Raw genomic sequence first — 15,882 nt, 5'->3', positions numbered from 1 at the left:
AGGCTCCGCCTGTCACGAAGATCGGTCGTAGGAGGCTCTGGGTGAAAGGGCGAGGCGCAGTGGGACAACCCGAGCGCACCCTGGGGAAGCGGACCGTGCGGATCGCCGCGCTGGCCGTGCTGGTCGCGCTGACCGCGACGGGCTGCTCCGGCGACGAGATCCTGCGGTTCGGCTGGCCGGTCGGTGTCACCGAGCAGGCGAACCAGATGCGCACGCTGTGGACCTGGGCCGTGGTGGCCGCGCTGGTCGTCGGCGTCATCGTGTGGGCGCTGATCTTCTGGACCGCGACGTTCCACCGCAAGAAGAAGACCGCCGACGGCGAGCCGGAGGAGCTGCCCCGGCAGTTCCAGTACAACATCCCGCTGGAGCTGTTCACGGTCGTCGTCCCGACGATCATGGTCTGCGTCCTGTTCTTCTTCACCGCGACGACGGAGTCGAAGGTCCTCGACAAGATCCCCAACCCGGACGTCAAGGTCCAGGTCGTGGCCTTCCAGTGGAACTGGGAGTTCAAGTACGAGGACGCCAACGCGGCGAGGCCCGACGGCAGCGGCCAGGTCAGCACCGTCGGTTCGTCCGGCGAGATCCCGCTGCTGGTGCTCCCGGTCGGCAAGACCATCCAGTACGACCTGGTCTCCACGGACGTCATCCACTCCTTCTGGGTGCCGGAGTTCCACTTCAAGCGGGACGTCTTCCCGAACCCGGAGAAGAACAACCAGGACAGTTCCTTCCAGAACAAGATCGACCGCGAAGGCTCCTTCGTCGGCCGGTGCGCGGAACTGTGCGGTACCTACCACTCGGTGATGAACTTCGAGGTCCGCGCGCTGTCGGCGGACAAGTTCGACCAGTACATCTCGCTGCGCAAGCAGGTGAACCCGGCGACGGGCCAGGCGTTCACCGCGGCCGAAGCGCTGGCGAAGATGAACTGCGGCGAGCTGTGCACCCCGCACGCGGTGACCACCCAGCCGTTCAACACCGACCGCACGGCGCGGACCGCGTCCAACTGATCTCCCAGGAACAACAGGAGTAGGAAGACCATGAAGGTCGAAGCCCGCATCTTCTTCATCGTGGCGATCTTCGCCGTGTTCATGGCGGGGGTCTACTGGGTGTGGACCGCGCTGGCCGCGACCCACGGTGCCGAGCCGGTGGGCATCGTCGCGCTGTTCCTCACCGGCGGTCTCGCGTTCCTGGCCGGCAGCTACATGCAGTTCGTCGCCCGCCGCATCGAACCCCGCCCGGAAGACCGCGAGGACGCCGAAATCAGCGACGGCGCGGGCGAGCTGGGCTTCTTCAGCCCGGGCAGCTACTGGCCGATCGGCATGGCGGCCACCGCGGCGCTCGCTGCCTTGGCGCTGGCGTTCTTCCACATCTGGCTGCTGGTCATCGCGCTGGTCGCGCTGCTCATCACGATCGGTGGCCTGGTGTTCGAGTACCACACGGGCCCGTCGCACGACTGACCCACCGCTTTTCGGGGGTCCGGGTGGCGGAGCCCCCGGCTCGGGGCGAAGCCCCGGATGTCACTGCTCTTCTCGGACCGGCCGTCGCACTTCGGTGCGGCGGCCGGTTTCTTGTCGGTGCCGTGGTCGCCCGACGCAGTGAATGACTCATTCCTGGCGTCCGACGCCAGGAATGAGTCATTCACTGCGTTTCCGGCCGGGCGGGCGCGCGGCGGGTCAGCCCCGGAACGCCGTCCGGTAGGACGACGGGCTCGTTCCCCGCAGGCGGCTGAACTGGTGCCGCAGCGCCGCCGCCGACGCGTACCCGCACGCCGTCGCGATGTCCTCCACCGACAGTCCGCCCTCCTCCAGCAGGGCCTGGGCGCGGTCCAGCCGCCGTTCGGTCAGCCAGCGGTGCGGGGTGGTGCCTGTCGCCGCCGAGAAGCGGCGCAGGAACGTCCGCTCGCCCAAGCCGCTGCGCCGGGCCAGCTCCGCCACCGTGAACGGCTGGTCCAGCCGCCGCTCCACCCACTCCAGGGCCTCCGCGACCACGGCGTCGTCACCCGCCGCCGTCGCCGGGACGGGCGCCTGGACGAACTGCGCCTGGCCGCCCGCGCGGTGCGGTGCCGCCACCATCCGCCGGGCCAGCGTCGTGGCCGCGGCGACGCCGCGCAGCCGGCGGACCAGGTGCAGGCACAGGTCGACCGCCGCGACCGTGCCCGCGCTGGTCAAGATGCCGCCGTCGTCGGCGTAGAGCGCCTGCGGATCCACCTCGGCGGCCGGGAACCGCTGTCGGAACTCCGCCTCGTACACCCAGTGGACCGTGCAGCGGCGGCCGTCGAGCAAGCCCGCGTACCCCAGCGAGAACACCCCCGCGCAGAACCCCGCCACCCACGCGCCCCGCCCGGCCGCGTCGCGCAGGACGTCCAGCACCGGTTCGGGTGGCGGTGCGGTCCGGGGCGCGCACGTCGGCACGATCAGCAGGTCCGCCGACGCCGCGAAGTCCAGGTCCCGCAGGCCGGACAGCCCGAAGCCGGACCAGCTCACGACCGGGGCGCCGCCGGGGGAGCAGACGGCGAAGTCCCAACCCGCGATGCCGTCGGCGCTGCGGTCGGTGCCGAACACCTCGCACGCGACGCCCAGCTCGAACGGGGAAACGTGGTCGGCGAGCACCACGGCGACCCGGTTGACGTCCATGACGGCCAGTGTGTCACAAGTTTTGCGGCCATTGTCATCTCTGACACTGGTTGGCCGGCCCGCGGACGGCGAACCTGGGCGCATGACGAATTCGGAAACCCGCCCGCTGCTCCAGTGGTCCGCGGCGATGGCGATGTCGGGCACGATCGGCGCCGTCGTCCTCGAGAGCGGCGCGGCCGCCCCCGCCGTGGCCTTCGCCCGCTGCTTCGTCGGCGGCGCCCTGCTCGTGCTCTGGTGCGTCTCCCGCGGCTGGCTGCAGGCCTGGCGGCCGTCGCGCCGCGACCTCGGCCTGGCCGTGCTGGGCGGGTTGTTCCTGGTCGGTAACTGGGTGCTGCTGTTCGCCTCGTACGCGCTGTCGTCGATCTCGGTCAGCACGGTCGTCTACCACACCCAGCCGCTGATCCTGGTCGGCCTGGCGGCGGCCTTCCTCGGCGAGAAGGTCGCCAAGAGCCACCTGGCCCGGGCCGCGATCGCGTTCGGCGGCGTGGCGTTGATCTCGCTGTCCGCCCACGGCGAGGACGGCAAGCCCGTCCAGCTGGGGGGCATCGCGCTGGCCCTCGGCGCGGCCGTGCTCTACGCGGGCGCGTCCTTCGTCGCGAAGCAGCTGAAACACATCCGCCCGCACCTGCTGGCCGCTGTGCAGACCACGGTGGGCGCGCTCGTGCTGGCGCCGTTGCTGCTCGTCACGCCCCTGCCCACGACGACTTCGGGGCTGCTCTGGCTGGTCCTGCTCGGGACCGTCCACACGGCACTCATGTACGTGCTGATGTACGCCAGCATCGGCAAGCTGCCCACGACGACGGTGGCACTGCTGTCTTACCTGTACCCGGTGGTGGCGGTGCTGGTGGACATCGTGTTCTACGGTCACCGCCCGAGCTGGCCGGAGGCACTGGGCATGCTCGCGGTCCTGGCGGCCGCACTGGCGCCCCGGCGCAGCCGCCGTCCCGCTGCCGCCGGGACCGAGAAGCAGCAGCGGGAACGGGTCAGCTGAAGGCGATCCAGCGGTCCAGCAGCGCGGCCGCGGCGCCCGAATCGATGGCCGCGGCCGCCCGGGTCAGGCCGGCGCGCAGGTCGTCCTCCAGGGACTCCGAGAAGCCCGTGAAGGCCGCCAGCGCCGCCGCCGCGTTGAGCAGGACGGCGTCGCGGACCGGGCCCGGCTTGCCGCCCACCAGGTCGCGGACCACCTCGGCGTTCGCTGCCGCGTCGCCGCCGCGCAGGTCGTCCGCCGTCGCCCGCGCGATGCCCACCGAAGCCGGGTCGAAGCTGCGCTCGGTGACCTCGCCGTCCGAAACCACCCACACGGTCGACGTCGTCGTCGTGGTGATCTCGTCGAGGCCGTCGTCGCCGCGGACCACCAGGGCGCGGGTGCCGCGGCGGGCGAACGTCTCCGCCAGCACCCGCGTCTTGTCGGCGTACGCGCAGCCGATCAGCGCGGCGCCCGGCTGGGCCGGGTTCGTCAGCGGGCCGAGCAGGTTGAACGTCGTCGGGATGCCGAGCTCGCTGCGCACCGGGCCGGCGTGGCGCAGCGCCGGGTGGAACGCCGAGGCCAGGAAGAACCCGATGCCGACCTCGGCGAGGCTGCGCTGGACGTCCTCCGGCGGCAGGCTGATCCGGACGCCGAGCGCTTCGAGGACGTCCGCCGCGCCGGACTTCGACGACGCGCTGCGGTTGCCGTGCTTGGCCACCGGCGCGCCCGCCGCCGCCGTGACGATCGTCGCCATCGTGGAGATGTTCACCGAGTTGGAGCCGTCGCCGCCGGTGCCGACGATGTCGACCGCCGGGCGGTCCAGCTCGACCCGCCGGGCGTGCGCCAGCATCGTGGCCGCCATGCCGGCGATCTCCTCGGGCGTCTCGCCCTTGGCGCGCAGCGCCACCGCGAACCCGGCGATCCGGGCCGGGCTCGCCGCGCCGCTCATGATCTGGTCCATCGCCCACGCCGTGTCCTCCGCGGAGAGGTCGACGCCCGCGACGAGCTGCTTGAGCAGGGGTGGCCAGGTGCGGGGGACCGGGGTGGTCACCGGCCTCAGCCGTTCACGACGGGGACCCGTCGCGCGCGCAGCACGTCGGCGACGGTCTCCGCGGCGGTCAGCGGGTCCAGCGGGTGCACCAGCACGGCGTCCGCCTGCGACCACGTCGCCAGCCACCGGTCGTCCCGCCGCCGGACCGCCACCACGATGGGCGGGCAGTCGGTGATTTCGGCCTTCAGCTGGCGGCACAGGCCGATGCCGCCGGTCGGCTGGGCTTCGCCGTCGAGGATCGCCAGGTCGACGTTCCCCGCGTCCACCTCGGACAGCACGTCGGCGATCCCGGCCGCTTCGACGTAGTCCACGCGCGCCAGATCGGCGGCGGGCCGCCGGCCGACCGCGTTCACGATCGCCTCGCGCACCTCCGCCTTGTGGCTGAACACCAGGACCCGCATCGACCGCTCGCCCATGTTGGACACGCCTCCATCTCGTCACCGCACGTCTACCGCGATCGTATCGGCCGAGACCGAGATCACGCGGGCGCCTCCGGCTGGAGCGCGTCCCAGCCGAGCGCGTCACCGCCCAGGCGCTGCGCCAGGCCCGCCATCCGGGACCGTTCCTGGGCGCAGTGCAGCGCGTCGAGCACCTGGACGCGCACCGCGTGCACCCGGGCGAGATCACCGGAAAGCCCCTGTTCCCGCAGCTCGTAGCCGTCCTGAGCGAGGGTCGACGCCGCTTCGGCGAGCCGGTCCGGCGGGAGCAGCAGGTGGTGCCGCAGGACGGCCGGTGCCGTGCTGACCCAGGCGGGTGAACCGGCGAGGACGGCGGAGTCCGCGACGACCGGGTCGAAGGCCTCGGCGACGATCTTCAGATCGGGCGCGCCGGCGCTCAGACCGGGCGTTTCCCGCTTCTTGACCAGGTCAAGCAGGCGGTCGAGTAAACCCATGAGTAGCTCTCACCTTCCCGGGCATCCGGTGTGATCGGTTACGCAGACGGCTCGCCGTGGACCCACCCGGCGGAGCGGCGGTGCGAGAGGACATAATGCGACGCGTGACAACGGCAGCTCCCACCATCAGTCAGCGGGTCCACTCGCTGAACCGGCCGAACATGGTCAGTGTCGGCACCATCGTGTGGCTGTCCAGCGAGCTGATGTTCTTCGCCGGACTGTTCGCGATGTTCTTCACCGTCAAGGCGCAGAACGCGACCGGCCAGTGGCCGCCGCCGCTGCACGACGAGCCTTTCAAGCTCAACGTGGCGTACGCGATCCCGTTCACGGTGATCCTCGTGCTGTCCTCGCTGACCTGCCAGTTCGGCGTGTTCGCCGCCGAGCGCGGCGACGTCTACGGGCTGCGCCGCTGGTACATCATCACGTTGATCATGGGCGCGATCTTCGTCGGTGGCCAGGCCAACGAGTACCACAACCTGGTCGAAGAGGGGATGACGATCCCGTCCGGCCCGTTCGGCACGGTCTTCTACCTCGCGACCGGTTTCCACGGCCTGCACGTCATCGGCGGGCTCATCGCCTTCGTGTACCTGCTCATCCGCACGAAACTGAGCAAGTTCACGCCCGCCCAGGCCACGTCGGCGATCGTCGTGTCCTACTACTGGCACTTCGTCGACATCGTGTGGGTCGGCCTCTTCGGTGTGATCTACCTCCTTCCGTAGGTCCCGCCTCAGCCGCCACCACCTTCACCATCGGCCTGAACTGACAGCAAGGGTTGCCGCAAGATGACCACCAGCACCAAGTCCTCGGAGCGCCGCTACCGCGCGCGGTCGAAGCTGCGGAGGCGGTTCGCCGGCCTGCTCGCGCTCGGCATCGCGCTGGTGGGCGCCGGCGCCCTGTACGCCGTGTTCGCCCCGGAGCCGCAGACCGCGCAGGCCCAGGGCACGCCGGCGCAGCTGCGCCTCGGCGAGCAGGTCTACAACAACACCTGCATCGCCTGCCACGGCGCGAACCTCGAGGGCGTGCAGGACCGCGGGCCGAGCCTGATCGGCATCGGCGACGCCGCGGTGTACTTCCAGACTTCTTCGGGCCGGATGCCCGCCGCGCGCCAGGAGGCGCAGATCGAGCGGAAGCCGCCGAAGCTGACGGAGGCCGAGATCGACGCGGTCGGGGCCTACATCCAGGCGCACGGCGGCGGCGTCCAGCGTCCCGCCGAGAAGGGCGAGGCCCTGCGCGGCGACGACCCGGCCCGCGGTGGCGAGCTGTTCCGCCTCAACTGCGCGTCGTGCCACAACTTCACCGGCCGCGGTGGCGCGCTGTCCGCCGGCAAGTACGCGCCGAACCTGGACCCGGCGAGCGAAGAGCAGATCTACACCGCCATGCTCACCGGCCCGCAGAACATGCCGAAGTTCTCCGACCGGCAGCTGTCGCCGGAGGAGAAGAAGGACATCGTCGCCTACGTGAAGTCGGTGTCGGACGGCAACAATGACCCGGGTGGTAACGGCCTCGGCGGGGTCGGCCCCGCTTCGGAGGGCGTCATCGCCTTTATCGTCGGGATCGCCGCGCTGATCGGCGTGACGTTGTGGATTGGATCGAAGGCATGAGTGCCGAGGGGCCGAAGCCGCCGACGGAGGCGGAGCTGGCTGAGATGGATCGTGACCAGCTGGTCAAGCTGGGTGGGGCGCTCGACGGCGTCGAGATCGTCGAGTACCCGACTCCGTGGCCGGTGGAGGGCACCCGCGCGGAGAAGCGGGCCGAGCGCCTGGTCGCGTTCTGGTTCGCCCTGTCCGCGCTGGCCGGGATCGGGTTCGTCGTTTCGCTGATCTGGTGGCCGTGGCAGTACGAGGCGCCGGACAACGAGAGCGGCCACTTCTGGTACAGCCTCTACACCCCGATGCTCGGCCTCACGCTCGGCCTGGCCATCCTCGGCCTGGGCATCGGCGTGATCCTGTACACGAAGAAGTTCGTGCCCGCCGAGGTCGCGGTGCAGCAGCGCAGCGACTCGGGCGGCGAAGGGTCGCCCGAGGTCGACCGCGCGACGATCCTCGCGCACCTGGCCGACGCCGGGAGCCGCAGCACCATCGCCCGCCGGTCGCTGGTCAAGCGCACGGCGATCGCCGGGGCGGGTGCGCTCGGCCTCGCGGCCGCGGCGCTGCCCGTCGCGTCCTTCATCAAGGACCCCTGGAAGGACACCGAGACCCGCGATTCGCTGTGGCACACCGGCTGGCAGCCGAACTTCCCCGGCGAGAAGGTCTACCTGCGCCGCAACACCGGCAAGCCGGTCGAGGTGGAGCACGGCAAGGAGACCGAGATCTCCCTGGTCAAGGCCGAGGACCTCGACGCGGGCGCGATGGAGACGGTGTTCCCGTTCCGCGAGTCCGAGCGGAACGACGCGGAGGCGCTGGCCAAGGCGCTGACCCGCGTCGACAACCCGGTCATGCTGATCCGCCTGCGCCCGACCGACGCCGCCAAGGTGGTCAAGCGGGCCGGCCAGGAGGACTACAACTTCGGCGACTACTACGCGTACACGAAGATCTGCAGCCACGTCGGCTGCCCGACCTCCCTGTACGAGCAGCGGACCAACCGGATCCTGTGCCCGTGCCACCAGTCGCAGTTCGACGCGCTCCACTACGCCAAGCCGATCTTCGGCCCGGCGACCCGTCCGCTGGCCCAGCTACCGATCACGGTGGACGAAGAGGGATACTTGATCGCGCGAGGCGATTTCAACGAGGCCATCGGTCCGGCCTTTTGGGAGCGTAAGTCATGAGTTCACTCACCACGCCGACCAAGGGGTCGAGCCCGGTCGAGAAGGCGCTGGGCGACGCCGCGAACAACGCCGACCAGCGGTACCACCTGGCCAAGGGCCTGCGGCACCAGATGAACAAGGTGTTCCCGACCCACTGGTCGTTCCTGCTGGGCGAGATCGCGCTCTACAGCTTCATCATCCTGCTGCTCACCGGTGTGTACCTGACGCTGTTCTTCGACCCCTCCATGCAGGAGGTCGTCTACCACGGCAGCTTCAAGAACATGCAGGGCCTGGAGATGTCGCAGGCGTTCCGCACGACGCTGGACATCTCGTTCGACGTCCGCGGCGGCCTGTTCATGCGGCAGTTGCACCACTGGGCCGCGCTGATCTTCGTCGCGTCCATGGCCGTCCACATGCTCCGGATCTTCTTCACCGGCGCGTTCCGGCGGCCGCGTGAGGCGAACTGGGTGATCGGCGGCCTGCTGCTGGTCCTGGGGTGCTTCGAAGGCTTCTTCGGCTACTCGCTGCCGGACGACCTGCTGTCCGGTACCGGTATCCGCGCGACGCTGTCGGGCATCGTGCTTTCGGTGCCGGTGGCCGGCACCTGGATCCACTGGGCGCTGTTCGGCGGGGAGTTCCCCGGCGACCAGATCATCCCGCGCCTGTACACGCTGCACATCCTGCTGCTGCCGGGCATCATGCTCGCGCTGGTCGGGGCGCACCTGGCCCTGGTCTGGTACCAGAAGCACACGCAGTTCCCCGGCGTGCGCCGCAAGGAGACCAACGTCGTCGGCGTCCGGATCATGCCGTACTTCGCGCTCAAGGGCGGGGCGTTCTTCACGCTGGTCATCGGCGTGCTGGCGCTGATGTCGGGCCTGTTCCAGATCAACCCGGTGTGGAACTTCGGCCCGTACAACCCGGCGCAGGTGTCGGCGGGCTCGCAGCCCGACTGGTACATGGCCTGGGCCGACGGCATGCTCCGGATCTGGCCGGCGTGGGAGGTCTACCTCGGGAACTACACGATCCCGGCGGTGTTCTTCCCCGGCGCGGTCGGCATGCCGGTCCTGATCGGGCTGCTGCTGGCCTACCCGTTCCTCGAGCGGAAGCTGTCCAAGGACACCGCGCACCACAACCTGCTCCAGCGGCCCCGGGACGTCCCGGTCCGCACGGCGCTGGGCGCGATGGCGCTGGGCTTCTTCATGGTGATCGAGCTGTCGGGCTTCAACGACATCATCGCCGACCAGTTCGACATCTCCCTGAACGCGACAACGTGGGCGGGCCGCATCGGCGTGCTCCTCGTGCCGCCGGTCGCCTACTACCTGACCTACCGGCTCTGCCTGGGCCTGCAGCGGGCCGACCGCGAGGTGCTGGAGCACGGCGTCGAGACGGGCATCATCAAGCGGCTGCCGCACGGTGAGTTCATCGAGATCCACCAGCCGCTGGCCGGCGTGGACAGCCACGGGCACGCCATCCCGCTCGAGTACCAGGGCGCGTCGGTGCCGAAGAAGATGAACAAGCTGGGTTCGGCCGGGCACGCGGTGCCGGGCACGTTCTGGTCCCCGGACCCGGCCGAGGAGACCGCGGCGCTGCAGCGGGCCAACGGCAACGGTCACGGGAACGGGCACTCGATCACCCAGGGTGAACCGGGTGAGTTCGAGAGCATCGAGACGGCCGAAGCCGCCAAGCGTTCCGAGCACTAGTCGTCACCGACGTCGAAGGCCCACCTCTCGCGAGGTGGGCCTTCGGTGTTTCCGGGCTTCGGTGTTCGGGGCTTCCGTGGTTGCGCTTGCGGGCGAGCTCAGTCCTCCACACCGATCGAGAAGGCCGATTCGGTGTCGGCGCGGCTGTAGGACCGGAACGCGATGTGCGTGACGGTGTCCAGCACGCCCGGCACCTTCCCGATCCGGCCGGGGATCAGGTCGGCCAGCTCCTCGTGCGTGGACACCTTCACGGTGGCGATGAGGTCGACGTCCCCGGCGCACGAGTAGACCTCGCCGACACCGTCGATGTCGGCGATCGCCTGCGCCGCGTCCGGGATCGCGTCCGCCTCTACCTGGATCAACACGATCGCGGTGATCACCTGGGGTCCTCCAAGACTCGTCTGCGGGTGTCGCCCGCGATCCTAGCTACGCCGCGGTGTGGGCCAGCCAGTGCGCGGCGAGTGCTTCGTCGCCGGTGACGGTGACGCGCTCCGCGGGCAGGCGCCGGGTCAGCACGAGCAGGAGGTCCCGCACCGGGCCGGCCAGCGTCACGTCCGCGGTGCCGGTTTCCCGCGTCCACCGGACGCCATCGGGGTTGCGGGCGATCAGCCAGCCCCGGCCGGCGGTCAGGGCGGCGTCGGCGTGGTGGATGGTGGTGTCGTGCAGCATCCGGCGCAGCCAGAACCGGGCCGGCTGGGGGCCGAAGAACGTCCACACCGGAGCGTCGCCGGCGGCCGTCACGGCGTCTTCGAGGTCCTGGGCGCCTTCACGCAGCCAGTCGGACCACTTCTCGGGGGAGCCGGGGTCGGCGTCGAACGGGTCCGGGACCGGCGACGGCCCGTCCCGGACGATGCTCGCGGCCCAGCGGTGGGCCTGGCCGATGTGCCCGGTGAGCACCCGCAGTGGCCACTCCGGGCAGGTGGGCACGTTCTGGTCCGGATCGGCGTTTTCGACGGCTGCGGCGAAGCCGGCGGTGTGCTGGTGGAGTCCGTCGGCGATTCTCGTGGTGTCCATGGCCGTACCGTAGGAATTCCACCCGGCTGGAGGTTCGACGGAAGGTGACCGGAGACACACTCGGGATCGGCGAGCTGGCGCGCCGCACCGGCGTGCCCGTCCGCACGATCCGGTTCTACTGCGACGAGGGCGTCCTGGAGCCGGTGCGCAGCGCGGGCGGCCACCGCCGCTTCGACGGCGCGGCGATCGACCGGCTCACCCTGGTGCGCCGGCTGCGCGGGCTCGGGCTGGGCCTGCGCCCGATCACCGACGTCCTCGCCGGCCGCTGTTCCCTCGACGAAGCCGTGGCGGCCGAGCGGACGGCAGTGGATCGCGAGCTGGCGACGCTGAACTGGCGGCGTTCGGTGCTCCGCGCGGTCTCCGAGGCGGCGCCCGCCGACCGCGCGGCGCGGCTGGAGCTGCTGTCGGCGGTCCAGGACGGGTATTCGGCGCACGAGACGCTGGTCCGCTTGTGGCGTCCGATGACAACGGGCCCGACCCACCCGACGCGGCCCGCATGTTCCTGGACATCAGCGCCCCGGAGCCCCCGTCCCAGCCGACGACGGCCCAGGTGGTGGCGTACGCGGAGCTGGTGCTGCTGGCGGCGGACGCCCGGCTGGCGTTCGACCTGAAGGCGAGCACGCTGGCCGGCCAAGACGGCATCGCGGACCTGGGCGCGCTCCACGCGGAGGTGGGCGAGGCATGCGTCCTGGCCGGAGCCCTCCTGGCGGCCGGAGCCCGGCCGGCCCCGGGGCCGGAACTGGACCGCTTCGTGGCGGCCCACGCATCGGCACTGGGCGCGGCGGACAGCCCGTCGTTCCGCCGGGCGTTGAACCACCGGACGGCCCCGGACCGCAATCCGCGGCTGCGCCGCTACTGGCACCTGACGGGGGAGATCACGGGCGAAGCGGCGCCGATGGGCCTCGCCCACACCTGGCTGCTGGACGCCCTGAACACCTCGGTCGCCTAACCGCCCCGCCAGCCTCCCGCACCCCGCCCTCCCGTACCCCTGGGTCGGCCTGCGTACCCACACAGTCGCCTCGCGTACCCGGACGGTCGGCTTGCGTGTCTGGAGGGTCGGCTTGCGTACCTGGGCGGTCGGTTCGCGTGCGCGGATGGTCGGCCACGGACCGACCTTCCCGGTGCGGCGGCCGACCCGCCGGGTACGCCAGCCGACTCCCCAGGTACGCGGGCCGACCGGGTACCCAGCCGGGCAGGCGGGGCGGGCGGGGGAGCCGGGTGGGTCAGTCGGCGTGTTCCAGCGAATGTGCGTTCGCGACCAGGTCCAGCCAGCTCCGCCAGCCCGCCACCGCGGCCGGCTCGGACCAGGGGCGTGTTGTGCGGACCAGCCGTACTCCCGGGCGGGCCAGCCAGCGCAGCAGCACCCCCACCTCCTCCGGGGGCGCGCCGTGGAGGGGGCCCGGGTCCGGGAGGACCGTCTCCGCCGAGGCCACCAGTGCCTCCACCACCGGCATCGGCGGCACCCCGCGGCGGGCCACGCCGGCCGAGGCCAGGCGGCCGTAGCGGATCACCGACAGCTCCCAGCCGCCCTCGCCGTCCGGGGCCGCCGCGATCAGCTCGCCGATCGATGCCAGGGCGCCCTGGCGGTGGGCGCGGCCCAGCGCGCGGATCAGGCCCGCCAGCTCGTCGCGGTGCCGGGCCGCCTGCTCGTAGTGCCGGCCCGCCGCCAGGTGCTCCACGTGCGCGGCCGCCGTGTGCAGGGGACGGCCGTCCAGGCCCGCGATGAGCCCCGACACCGACTCGACCGCCGGGCTGTACGCCTCCACGCTCTGGCGTCCCGCACACGGCGCTCCGCAGCGCCCCAGCTCCGCCAGCACGCACGGTGTCCCGTTCGCCGACCGCGGCGAGATCCGCTGCGTGCACGTCCGCAGGCCGGACGCCCCGGCGAGGGTGTCCGCGGTCGTGCGGGCGTCCGCCTGGTTGCGGAACGGTCCCAGCACCCCCGGCCGCGGCAGCCGCACCACCGACAGCCGGGGGAACGCCTCGTCGGTCAAGCCGATCCACCAGCCCTGGTGCCGGTTCTTCGACCGCCGGTTGTACGCGGGCCGGTGCGCCGAAATCAGCCGCAGCTCCCGCACCTCCGCCTCCAGCGCGTGCGCGCACACGACGTGGTCGACGCGCTCGGCGAGCGCGACCATCTCCCGGATCCGGCTGCGGTTCTCCGAGCCCGTGAAGTAACTCCGCACCCGCCGCCGCAGGTCCTTCGCCGTGCCGACGTACAGGACCTCCTCCTTCGGCCCCTTGAACAGGTAGACGCCCGGGGCCGACGGCAGGTCCGCCGCCAGGTGCCGTTTCGCCCGCTGGGCGACGGTCACCTCCGGCAGGTACCCCATCAGTTCCTCGAGCGAGTGCACGCCCACGTTCCCGACCCGCTCCAGCAGGCCGTGCAGGACGTCGACGGTCGCCCGCGCGTCGTCCAGCGCCCGGTGCGTCGGCCGCGTCCGCGCGCCGAACAGCATCGCCAGCGCCGTCAGGTTGTAGCGCCCGACCTCGTCCCGCGGCACCACCCGCCGCGCCAGCCGGACCGTGCACACCACCGTCAGCTTCGGCCACACGTACCCGTGCCCCTCGCACGCCGCCCGCATGTGCGAGGTGTCGAAGCCGGAATTGTGCGCCACCAGCACCGCACCCCCGATGAACTCGAGGAACGCCGGCAGCACCTCCTCGATCGGCGGCGCGTCGTAGACCATGGCCTGCGTGATCCCGGTCAATGAGACGATCTGCGGCGGGATCGGCGAGCCCGGGTTCACCAGCGTCGCGAACTCACCCAGCACCTCGCCGGCGCGCACCTTCACCGCCCCGATCTCGGTGATCACCGACGGACCCGGCGGAGCCCCGGTGGTCTCGAGGTCGAAGACGACGAAAGTGGTGTCCCGCAAGGGGGTTCCGAGCTCGTCGAAAGCGAGCTGAGCCTGGACCGGACGCATGGGCGGGACTCTAGGGGCGACCCCCGACAGTTTTGCCGGTGCAGTGCTCGGTGCGGTGGCCGGCGCAGTGCCCGCGCGGGCCACCGGCGCGGTCCGTGTGGCGCGCGGGGCGGGATGCGGGGGCGGGGCCTACCCTGGACCAATGCACCCGCAGCCGCTCGTGCCGGAGCCACCCGGGGACCCCGTCGGTCCCTCGGGTGTCGCGTCGCGCACCGAGCCGGCCGAGGAGCCCGCTGACCAGGCGGGACATCCCGAACCCGCCACCTGGCCCGCGCTACCCGAACCGGTGCGCGACCGCATCGCCGAGCTCGCCGCGGCCGCCGTCGCCAAGCTGCCCGCCACCGACGTGCCCCGCCAGCTGCGGCCGGTCGCCAAGTTCGCCCCGGCCAAGCGCGCCAAGCTCGGCGGCGCCGCCCTGCTGGCGGCCCTCGGCGACTCCTCCCAGTTCCGGACCGCCGTCATCGAGTGGCTGCGCGAGCACCGCACCGACGCCCTCGACCCCAACGCCACCGAATCCGTCGCCGCGGCGGCCGCCGCCGTCCTGCTCGGCGAGTCCGGGGCTGCCGGGCGCGTCCGGCTGGTCGCCCGGAACGCCGAGGAAAACGCCCTGCGCGCCGAACGCGACGCCGCGCTCGCCCGCACCCAGCGGCTCGAGACCGAGCTCGCCCAGGTCCGCGCCGAACTCGCCGAGGCGAAACAAGCCGCCGAGAGCGCCCGGGGCGAGCGCGAGGGCGAAGTCGAGAAGCTCCTGAAGCGCCTTCGCGAACAAGGCGTCCAGTTGCGCCAGGCCCGAGACACGACCGAAGCGGCCGCCGCCGACGCCGAACGCGGTTCCGCCGCCCGCAACGCCGAGATCGCCGCCCTCACCGCCCAGCTCGAGCGCGAACGCCAGCGCGTCGCCGGCGAGCGCGCCCGCGCCGAACGCGCGGTCACCGACGCCGAGATCGCCCGCCAATCCGCGCGCGAGGCGCGACAGGCCGACGAGGTGCGGCTCGCCCTGCTCATCGACACCATCGACGGCGCCGTCACCGGCCTGCGCCGCGAGCTCGCCCTCGGCGCGCGCGGCGCCCGCCCGGCGGACATGGTCCGCGGCGCCAGTGCCGGCACCGGCCAGGGCGGCAAGATCGCCGACGTGACCACCTTGGACCGCTACCTCGCGCTGCCCAACGTGCACCTGATCGTCGACGGCTACAACGTCACCAAGACCGGTTACCCGGAACTCGCCCTCGCCGACCAGCGCGACCGGCTGATCCACCAGCTGTCCGCGCTGGCCGCGCGCACCGCCGCCGAGGTCACCGTCGTGTTCGACGGCGCCGGCGTGCTGTCCGTCCCCGCCTCGGTGCCCCGCGGGGTGCGGGTGCTGTTCTCCGACCGCGGGGTGCTGGCCGACGACGTCATCCGCAACATCGTGGCGGCCGAGCCCGCGGGGCGGCCGATGGTCGTCGCGACGTCCGACCGCGCGGTGGCGGACTCCGTGCGCGGCCGCGGCGCCCATCCCGCGCCGTCATCGGTGCTGGTCAGCCGCCTCTCCCGGGTTTGACCGCCCGAAACTGTCGGTGGTGGCCCCTACCGTGTGGAGCAGCAGTTCCCACGTGAGGAGGACACATGACCGGCACTCCCGAGTTGTCCGAAGTGGACGTCTCGCACATCGCCGTTTCGGACATCGAGAACCTGGTGGTCGATTGCGACCGCTGCGCCGTGCGCGGCATCTCGTGCCACGACTGCGTCGTGAGCGTGCTGCTCGGCGCGCCACCCGCCGTGGTGTGGGACGCCGACGAGCGGCGCGCGGTCGACGCGCTGGCCGAGGCCGGGATGGTGCCGCACCTCCGGTTGATCGAAGAACCGATCCGGCACCCCGCCTGATTTCCACCGTTTCGTGGCGGCGCGCCGAATGGTCGATTGAATCGGTGAACGGTCGGTAGTCGAAAAGCGCCGCGGAGAAACCCCAGCGTGTAACG

At 71.7% G+C, this 15,882-nt stretch carries 18 protein-coding genes; 11 read left to right on the top strand and 7 right to left on the bottom strand.

All coding sequences use genetic code 11. From position 1 onward, the window contains the following. The first annotated feature begins 59 nt into the window (after positions 1-59). On the top strand, positions 60-1,004 hold the full coding sequence (gene coxB, locus AB0F52_RS40920; protein ID WP_360182924.1) for a cytochrome c oxidase subunit II: 945 nt from the start codon (positions 60-62) through the stop codon (positions 1,002-1,004). Positions 1,005-1,034: 30 nt separating this feature from the next. Continuing rightward, entirely contained in the window at positions 1,035-1,454 is a 420-nt protein-coding gene (locus tag AB0F52_RS40915; protein WP_103342336.1) for a cytochrome c oxidase subunit 4, read from the top strand. 216 nt (positions 1,455-1,670) lie between these two features. Here AB0F52_RS40915 and AB0F52_RS40910 read toward each other — a convergent pair whose 3' ends face one another. Continuing rightward, on the bottom strand, positions 1,671-2,630 hold the full coding sequence (locus tag AB0F52_RS40910; protein ID WP_360182921.1) for a helix-turn-helix domain-containing protein: 960 nt from the start codon (positions 2,628-2,630) through the stop codon (positions 1,671-1,673). An 82-nt stretch (positions 2,631-2,712) separates the two neighbouring features. Here AB0F52_RS40910 and AB0F52_RS40905 point away from each other — a divergent pair, with 82 nt between their 5' ends. Beyond that, complete coding sequence (locus AB0F52_RS40905) at positions 2,713-3,621, top strand: DMT family transporter (RefSeq protein WP_360182919.1); 909 nt, start codon at positions 2,713-2,715, stop codon at positions 3,619-3,621. On the opposite strand, the gene trpD is transcribed toward AB0F52_RS40905, so the two are convergent. From trpD to AB0F52_RS40890, 3 genes are all read right to left on the bottom strand, one after another. Continuing rightward, positions 3,614-4,648, bottom strand: coding sequence for an anthranilate phosphoribosyltransferase (gene trpD, locus AB0F52_RS40900; RefSeq protein ID WP_360182917.1), 1,035 nt, complete (start codon positions 4,646-4,648; stop codon positions 3,614-3,616). The two genes, AB0F52_RS40905 and trpD, sit on opposite strands and share 8 nt — an antisense overlap. Before the next feature lie 5 nt (positions 4,649-4,653). Beyond that, positions 4,654-5,064 (bottom strand): hypothetical protein, encoded by a 411-nt coding sequence (locus AB0F52_RS40895; protein ID WP_285993724.1) that lies wholly within the window; start codon positions 5,062-5,064, stop codon positions 4,654-4,656. Positions 5,065-5,126: 62 nt separating this feature from the next. After that, positions 5,127-5,540, bottom strand: a complete 414-nt coding sequence (locus AB0F52_RS40890; protein ID WP_360182915.1) for a hypothetical protein — start codon at positions 5,538-5,540, stop codon at positions 5,127-5,129. A gap of 95 nt (positions 5,541-5,635) precedes the next feature. Between AB0F52_RS40890 and AB0F52_RS40885 the strand changes: the two genes are divergently transcribed. From AB0F52_RS40885 to AB0F52_RS40870, 4 genes are all read left to right on the top strand, one after another. After that, the gene (locus AB0F52_RS40885) at positions 5,636-6,259 is read left to right on the top strand and encodes a heme-copper oxidase subunit III (RefSeq protein ID WP_360182913.1); all 624 of its coding nucleotides are present in this window, start codon (positions 5,636-5,638) and stop codon (positions 6,257-6,259) included. Between the two features lie 63 nt (positions 6,260-6,322). Continuing rightward, positions 6,323-7,141 (top strand): c-type cytochrome, encoded by an 819-nt coding sequence (locus AB0F52_RS40880; RefSeq protein ID WP_191316686.1) that lies wholly within the window; start codon positions 6,323-6,325, stop codon positions 7,139-7,141. Next, positions 7,138-8,304 (top strand): ubiquinol-cytochrome c reductase iron-sulfur subunit, encoded by a 1,167-nt coding sequence (locus AB0F52_RS40875; protein WP_360182911.1) that lies wholly within the window; start codon positions 7,138-7,140, stop codon positions 8,302-8,304. The genes AB0F52_RS40880 and AB0F52_RS40875 overlap by 4 nt, the downstream gene beginning before the upstream one ends. After that, complete coding sequence (locus AB0F52_RS40870; RefSeq protein WP_360182909.1) at positions 8,301-9,983, top strand: cytochrome bc complex cytochrome b subunit; 1,683 nt, start codon at positions 8,301-8,303, stop codon at positions 9,981-9,983. The genes AB0F52_RS40875 and AB0F52_RS40870 overlap by 4 nt, the downstream gene beginning before the upstream one ends. A 98-nt stretch (positions 9,984-10,081) precedes the next feature. On the opposite strand, the gene AB0F52_RS40865 is transcribed toward AB0F52_RS40870, so the two are convergent. Both AB0F52_RS40865 and AB0F52_RS40860 read right to left on the bottom strand, forming a co-directional pair. After that, positions 10,082-10,363 carry an Lrp/AsnC ligand binding domain-containing protein gene (locus tag AB0F52_RS40865; protein ID WP_285989461.1) on the bottom strand — a complete coding sequence of 94 codons (282 nt, stop codon included), beginning with the start codon at positions 10,361-10,363 and terminating at the stop codon, positions 10,082-10,084. Positions 10,364-10,409: 46 nt separating this feature from the next. Further along, complete coding sequence (locus AB0F52_RS40860; RefSeq protein ID WP_360182907.1) at positions 10,410-10,997, bottom strand: maleylpyruvate isomerase family mycothiol-dependent enzyme; 588 nt, start codon at positions 10,995-10,997, stop codon at positions 10,410-10,412. 44 nt (positions 10,998-11,041) lie between these two features. Here AB0F52_RS40860 and AB0F52_RS40855 point away from each other — a divergent pair, with 44 nt between their 5' ends. Both AB0F52_RS40855 and AB0F52_RS40850 read left to right on the top strand, forming a co-directional pair. Continuing rightward, positions 11,042-11,608, top strand: coding sequence for a MerR family transcriptional regulator (locus AB0F52_RS40855; protein WP_360182905.1), 567 nt, complete (start codon positions 11,042-11,044; stop codon positions 11,606-11,608). Then, positions 11,551-11,946: a hypothetical protein gene (locus AB0F52_RS40850; protein WP_360182903.1), complete on the top strand. Its 396-nt coding sequence runs from the start codon at positions 11,551-11,553 to the stop codon at positions 11,944-11,946. Before AB0F52_RS40855 ends, AB0F52_RS40850 begins: the two co-directional genes overlap by 58 nt. 274 nt (positions 11,947-12,220) lie before the next feature. Here the strand turns inward: AB0F52_RS40850 and AB0F52_RS40845 are convergent, their stop codons facing one another. Then, positions 12,221-13,924 carry a DEDD exonuclease domain-containing protein gene (locus AB0F52_RS40845; protein WP_360182901.1) on the bottom strand — a complete coding sequence of 568 codons (1,704 nt, stop codon included), beginning with the start codon at positions 13,922-13,924 and terminating at the stop codon, positions 12,221-12,223. Positions 13,925-14,066: 142 nt separating this feature from the next. On the opposite strand from AB0F52_RS40845, the gene AB0F52_RS40840 reads away from it, so the two are divergent. Both AB0F52_RS40840 and AB0F52_RS40835 read left to right on the top strand, forming a co-directional pair. Further along, complete coding sequence (locus tag AB0F52_RS40840) at positions 14,067-15,464, top strand: NYN domain-containing protein (protein WP_360182899.1); 1,398 nt, start codon at positions 14,067-14,069, stop codon at positions 15,462-15,464. A gap of 65 nt (positions 15,465-15,529) precedes the next feature. After that, positions 15,530-15,787, top strand: coding sequence for a hypothetical protein (locus AB0F52_RS40835; protein WP_360182897.1), 258 nt, complete (start codon positions 15,530-15,532; stop codon positions 15,785-15,787). Positions 15,788-15,882: the final 95 nt, after the last annotated feature.

It is taken from the genome of Amycolatopsis sp. NPDC024027, assembly GCF_040638975.1.
GTDB lineage: Bacteria > Actinomycetota > Actinomycetes > Mycobacteriales > Pseudonocardiaceae > Amycolatopsis.
Note: the sequence above shows the minus strand (reverse complement) of the source record. Positions and strands in the feature narration are given on the sequence as shown.